This is a genomic window from Micromonospora sp. NPDC048839 (assembly GCF_040649915.1).
In the GTDB taxonomy this organism is placed as follows: domain Bacteria; phylum Actinomycetota; class Actinomycetes; order Mycobacteriales; family Micromonosporaceae; genus Micromonospora.
Genome location: NZ_JBEZGL010000037.1, coordinates 25,462 through 31,760, shown reverse-complemented (window position 1 = coordinate 31,760; position 6,299 = coordinate 25,462). Strand labels below are relative to the sequence as shown.

The 6,299-nt window shown below is 70.6% G+C and carries 4 protein-coding genes; 3 read left to right on the top strand and 1 reads right to left on the bottom strand.

The genetic code is table 11. From position 1 onward, the window contains the following. The first annotated feature begins 404 nt into the window (after positions 1 to 404). Together AB0C25_RS36070 and AB0C25_RS36065 are read left to right on the top strand one after the other, a co-directional pair. Complete coding sequence (locus tag AB0C25_RS36070; RefSeq protein WP_357379504.1) at positions 405 to 2,012, top strand: cellulase family glycosylhydrolase; 1,608 nt, start codon at positions 405 to 407, stop codon at positions 2,010 to 2,012. A 227-nt stretch (positions 2,013 to 2,239) separates the two neighbouring features. Beyond that, positions 2,240 to 3,613 carry a cellulose binding domain-containing protein gene (locus AB0C25_RS36065; RefSeq protein WP_357379502.1) on the top strand — a complete coding sequence of 458 codons (1,374 nt, stop codon included), beginning with the start codon at positions 2,240 to 2,242 and terminating at the stop codon, positions 3,611 to 3,613. A 39-nt stretch (positions 3,614 to 3,652) separates the two neighbouring features. Here AB0C25_RS36065 and miaB read toward each other — a convergent pair whose 3' ends face one another. Continuing rightward, positions 3,653 to 5,146: a tRNA (N6-isopentenyl adenosine(37)-C2)-methylthiotransferase MiaB gene (gene miaB, locus AB0C25_RS36060; protein WP_357379500.1), complete on the bottom strand. Its 1,494-nt coding sequence runs from the start codon at positions 5,144 to 5,146 to the stop codon at positions 3,653 to 3,655. Positions 5,147 to 5,366: 220 nt separating this feature from the next. On the opposite strand from miaB, the gene AB0C25_RS36055 reads away from it, so the two are divergent. Beyond that, positions 5,367 to 6,275, top strand: coding sequence for an alpha/beta hydrolase (locus AB0C25_RS36055; RefSeq protein WP_357379498.1), 909 nt, complete (start codon positions 5,367 to 5,369; stop codon positions 6,273 to 6,275). The last annotated feature ends 24 nt before the right edge of the window (positions 6,276 to 6,299 follow it).

Genomic DNA, 6,299 nt, shown 5'->3' with positions numbered 1-6,299 from the left:
GCGGGGCGGCGCACGCGGGGCGCGGGCGCGGGGCGGCGCGCGCGGGGCGCGGGCGCGGGGCGGCGCGCGCGGGGCGCGGGCGCGGGGCGGCGCGCACCGGGCGCGGGGCGGCGCATGCGGGGCGCGGGCGCGGGGCGGCGCGCGGGGGGGCGCAGGCGCAGGTTGACGCATCGAGGCTGGCTGATCAGAATGAGCGACGGAGCCAGGTAGGGCCACCGGCACGAGGGCGACGAAGGCGGAACATCCGCCGTCGAGGGTCGCCGGTGAGCTGCCGCGAGTGACCACGTCCGCGTGACATGGGCCGTCGCGCACTGTCCGCGTACCCGAAAAGGGGCCGTGACGTGCGGACGGCCGCCCGCCGACGTCGTCATCGGACGGCGTCGGACCTCCGAAGTGGAGCTCGAATGTTCCGTCCCAAGGCTCTCGGCGGCGCGCTGACCGCGCTCGCCACCGTCGCGGCTGGCGTGTTCCTCGCCACCGCCGTCAGCACCAGCCCGGCCGTCGCCGCTGGCACCGGCTCCGGTTACCTGCACACCAACGGCAATCAGATCGTGGACAGCACCGGTGCCACGGTCCGGTTGACCGGCATCAACTGGTTCGGCATGGAGACCGACAACAAGACCTTCCACGGGCTGTGGTCGAACAACCCGTGGCGGGGGCAGCTCGACACGATGGCCCGGCTGGGTTACAACACGTTGCGGGTGCCGTACTCGAACGACGCGCTGAAGCCGGGCGCGACCGCCAGTGGGATCAACGACTTCGTCAACCCGGACCTGATCGGGCTGTCGCCGTTGCAGATCCTGGACAAGGTGATCGACTACGCCGGCAGCAAGGGGATGCGGATCATCCTGGACCGGCACCGGCCGACGTCGGCCGGGCAGTCGCCGTTGTGGTACACGTCGACGGTCTCCGAGGCGACCTGGATCAACGACTGGAAGATGCTCGCCCAGCGGTACGCGGGCAACCCGACGGTGATCGGCGCGGACCTGCACAACGAGCCGCACGCCGAGGGCACCAACCCGGCGGCCACCGGCGCGTGCTGGGGCTGTGGCGACACCACCCGGGACTGGCGACTCGCCGCCGAGCGGGCCGGCAACGCGATCCTCGGTGTCCAGCCCAACTGGTTGATCTTCGTGGAGGGGGTGAGCTGCCCGAGTGGTGGCCTCTCCAACGTCTGGGACGGCGACACCAGCAACGACGAGGACTGTGGTTGGTGGGGCGGCAACCTGTCGAAGGCGGGTCAGTTCCCGGTACGGCTGAGCGTGGCCAACCGGCTGGTCTACTCGCCGCACGAGTACGCCACCTCGGTGTACCGGCAGACCTGGTTCGACGCCCCGGACTACCCGGCGAACATGCCGGCGATCTGGGACAAGTACTGGGGTTACCTCTACAAGCAGAACATCGCGCCGATCATGATGGGTGAGTTCGGTAGCACCCTGGTCGACCCGAAGGACAAGGTGTGGCTGGAGAAGTTGATGGCGTACACCGGGACCGGGGTGACCGGGATGTCCTTCACCTACTGGTCGTGGAACCCCAACTCCGGTGACACGGGCGGCATCGCGCTTGACGACTGGACGAACGTCAACACCACCAAGCAGGCGATCCTCCAGCCGTACCTGATCGCACCGTCGGGTGGCGGGCCCACCGGCGGACCGACGGGCGGACCTACGGGCGGACCGACCGGCGGGCCGACGACCCCGCCGCCGGGTGCCTGCACGGCCACCTATCGGCAGGTCAACGCCTGGCAGGGCGGCTTCCAGGGTGAGTTGACCGTGAAGAACACCGGTTCCGCCGCGGTGAATCCGTGGTCGGTCGCCTGGACCTGGCCGTCCGGGGTGACGTTGGGCAGTGGCTGGAACGCCACCGTCTCCCAGTCCGGCACGACGGTCACTGCTGCCGCGCCCAGTCACGCGCCGTCCCTGGCGGCGGGTGGGTCGGTCACCGTGGGCTTCACCGCCAACGGCACCGCCAGCACCCCGGGTGCCGTGAAGCTCAACGGCGCCAGCTGCTGAACCGCTGGGACGGCCGATGCGGTGCGCATCGGCCGTCCCAGCCATTTACATTTATATTCTTCTATGCTTTCATCGGGAAAGCGTTTGCCTTCGTAGAGGTGGTCGCGAGCGCGGGAGCCGCTTTCCTTCACGTCATCGCACTGGCGGGCTACTGGTCCGGGCACGATTCGCCGCCCACGGGCATGGGTGTTGCGACGGTCCCGTCCGCCTCCTCGAAAGGAAGCAGCATGCGCACACCACAGCGTCGAATGACGCTGCTCGCCACCACCGCCGCCGCCACCGCCAGCCTCGTCACCGCCGGGCTGCTGACCTCCGTGTCCGCGCAGGCAGCCGCCGGCTGCCGGGTCGCCTACTCGGTCGCCAGCCAGTGGCCGGGCGGGTTCACCGGCAACGTCACGGTCACCAACCTCGGTGACCCGGTCTCCGGTTGGACGCTGCGCTGGTCGTACGGGGCCGGGCAGCAGGTCAGCCAGGCGTGGGGTGCCACCGTCTCGCAGACCGGGGGCCAGGTGTCCACCGCCAACGTCGACTACAACGGCAACCTGGCGACCAACGGCAGCGCCTCGTTCGGCTTCAACGCGAGTTGGAACAACGCCAGCAACCCGGACCCGACCAGCTTCACCCTCAACAACGTCGCCTGCACCGGCGGCACCACCACCCCGACCAACCCGGGCACCCCGACCAACCCGGGCACCCCGACCATCTCGCCGATCCCGAGCGATCCGCCGCCCAGCGTTCCGCCACCGACCGGTCTCGTCGGTTGGGCCACCCAGAACGGCGGCACCACCGGCGGCGGCGGTGCACCTGCCACCACCGTCACCAACGCGTCGGCGCTGACCAGCGCGTTGAACGCGACGGGCGCCGCGGTGATCCGGGTGTCCGGCACGATCTCCTGCTCGGGAATGCTGCGGGTCCGGTCCAACAAGACCATCCTCGGCAACTCCGGCGCCACCATCGCCGGCTGCGGGCTCAACGTCAGTGGTGACCGCAACGTCATCATCCGCAACCTGACCTTCCGGGACTGGAACGACGACGCGATCAACGTGCAGGAGTCGGCCACCAACGTCTGGGTCGACCACAACACCTTCAGCAACGGGTACGACGGCGCGGTCGACATCAAGCGCGGATCGGACTTCGTCACCGTGTCGTGGAACCGGGTCTTCAACCACGACAAGGCCATGCTGCTCGGCCACAGCGACGACAACGGTGCCCAGGACACCGGCCACCTGCGGGTGAGCTACCACCACAACTGGTTCGACGGGAGCAGGCAGCGCAACCCCCGGGTGCGCTTCGGCAACCCGGTGCACGTGTTCAACAACTACTACCGGGCCAACGGCGGCTACGGCGTGGCCTCCACGGAGAACGCCGGCGTGCTCGTCGAGGGCAACTACTTCGAGAACGTCAACGACACGTACCACCTGGGCGAGGCCGACTCCGGGCCGGGCCGCCTGGTCGCCCGGAACAACCACTTCGTCAACTCGCCCGCCGGGCAGACCGGCGGCAGCGTGGCCAGCATCCCGTACTCGTACCAACTGGACACCGCCAGCAGCGTCAAGTCCGTCGTGACGGCGGGCGCCGGCGCCGGCCGGATCACCGTCTGACCGCGGAAGGGCCCCTCGTCGAGGGGCCCTTCCGTGCGTTCAGTGGGTGGCGCAGCCAGCCGTGGGTGCGGGCGCGACCGGCGGCGCGCCGATCGTCGGCAGACCGAGCAACACCCCGGGAGTACGCGGGGAGCGGCCCGCCTCGGCCGCGTCGCCGGCCCGGGTCCGTCGGTGCGCCACCGGCGGTCGGTCGGCGTTGAGGTGGTGCGGAGCGGCGTACGTGATGGTGGTGTGCACGATGTCGCCCGGCCGGATCTGCCCGGCGAGGGACTCCCCACCCGCGGTCTCGGTCGCGAAGTGCACCAGCCGGCCGTCGCGGGCCCGACCGGACATCCGGCCGGTCCGCTCGTCCTTGCGGCCCTCGCCGACGGCGACCAGCACCTCGACGGTCTCCCCGACGAGCCGCTTGTTCTCCGCCCAGGTGATCTCCTCGACGCAGGCGACGAGCCGCTCGTAGCGCTCCTGCACGACCTGCTTGGGTAGCTGGTCGTCCATGGTCGCGGCCGGGGTGCCGGGGCGCTTCGAGTACTGGAAGGTGAAGGCCGAGGAGAACCGGGCCTCGCGGACCACGTCCAGGGTGCGCTGGAAGTCGGCCTCGGTCTCGCCGGGGAAGCCGACGATGATGTCGGTGGTGATCGCCGCGTCCGGCATCGCCGCCCGGACCTTCTCGATGATCCCCAGGTAGCGCTCGGAGCGGTAGGACCGGCGCATCGCCTTCAGTACGTCGTCGGAGCCGGACTGCAACGGCATGTGCAGCGAGTGGCAGACGTTCGGCGTCTCGGCCATCGCGGCGATCACGTCGTCGGTGAAGTCCTTCGGGTGCGGGCTGGTGAACCGGACCCGCTCCAACCCGTCGATGTCGCCGCAGGCCCGCAACAGCTTGCCGAAGGCGTACCGGTCGCCGAACTCCACACCGTAGGAGTTGACGTTCTGCCCGAGCAGGGTCACCTCCAGCACGCCCTCGTCGACCAGGGCGCGCACCTCGGAGAGGATGTCGCCGGGACGGCGGTCCTTCTCCTTGCCGCGCAGCGCGGGCACGATGCAGAACGTGCAGGTGTTGTTGCAGCCCACCGAGATCGACACCCAGCCGGCGTAGGTGGACTCGCGGCGGGTGGGCAGCGTGGAGGGGAAGACGTCGAGGGACTCCAGGATCTCCACCTCGGCGGCGGCGTTGTGCCGGGCCCGCTCCAGCAGCACCGGCAGCGCACCGATGTTGTGGGTGCCGAAGACCACGTCCACCCAGGGCGCCTTGCGGACGATCTCGCCCCGGTCCTTCTGGGCCAGGCAGCCACCGACCGCGATCTGCATCCCCGGGTGCTTGTCCTTCACCGGGCGCAGCCGACCGAGGTTGCCGTAGAGCCGGTTGTCCGCGTTCTCCCGGACGGCGCAGGTGTTGAACACGACGATGTCCGGGGTGTCGTCGGCGGGCACCGCACGTACGTAGCCAGCCTGTTCGAGCAGGCCGGAGATGCGCTCGGAGTCGTGGACGTTCATCTGGCAGCCGTACGTCACGACGTTGTAGGTCCTAGCCACCCTCTTGGTGCCCCTTCCCCTCGGGCTACCAGGGTAGCGGCCCAGTTGGCAGCCCCCACCCACCGGCATTGACCCGGCGGCCCATGGAGGGCATCCACGGCGGGCAGTACGCTGCACATCAAGAATGTGTTCTGGGCGATTTCGGGGGCTTTGCACTCGGCGCCGACGATGCGCGGCTCCGTTCACGGGGGAGCACATGACGACCCGCGGGAGGCCAGCCGTGGCGCGACAAGATGCGACACAGCGCACCGTCACGACTCCGGACGGGCGGAGCCTCGCGGTGGAGACCTCCGGCGCTCCCGACGGACCCGCGGTCTTCCTGCTGCACGGCACCCCGGGCAGCCGCAATGGCCCCCGGCCCCGAGGCATCGTCGTCTACCGCCTCGGTGTGTACCTCGTCTGCTACGACCGGCCCGGTTACGGCGACTCCGACCGGCACGAGGGTCGGCGGGTGGCCGACGCCGCCGCCGACGTGGCGGCGATCGCCGACGACCTCGGCATCGAACGGTTCGCGGTGGTCGGCAGATCCGGCGGTGGGCCGCACGCCCTAGCCTGCGCGGCGCTGCTGCCGGACCGGGTCACCCGGGCCGCCGTGCTGGTGGGGCTCGCCCCGGCCGGTGCGCCCGACCTGGACTGGTACGCCGGGATGGCCGCGACGAACGTGGCGGACTACGGGCAGGCCGACGAGGACCTGACCGAGCTGACCCTCAACCTGAAGGTCCGGGCCGAAGAGGCGCGACGGGACCCGATGACGCTGTTGGACTTTCTCCGCCCCCAACTGCCCGACGAGGACATCCGCGTCGTCGACGACGTCGCGATCCGCCGACTGCTCACCGACACGTACGCCGAGGCGGTGCGACACGGCCCCGAGGGTTGGATCGACGACGTGTTGGCGATCCGACGGGGCTGGGGGTTCGACCTCGGGGCCATCCGCGCGGAGGTCCGGCTCTGGCACGGTGAGCAGGACCGCTTCCTCCCGGTGGAGCACTCCCACTGGCTCGCCTCGCGGATCTCGTGCGCCGAGGTGCAGGTGCAGGCGGGTGCCGCGCACTTCGGGGCGGTGGAGATCCTGCCGCAGACCCTGACCTGGCTGGCCACCGCGGCCCTGGCGACCAGTCCGCGGCCCTAGGGTGGGCCGGGGCGGACGCCCGAC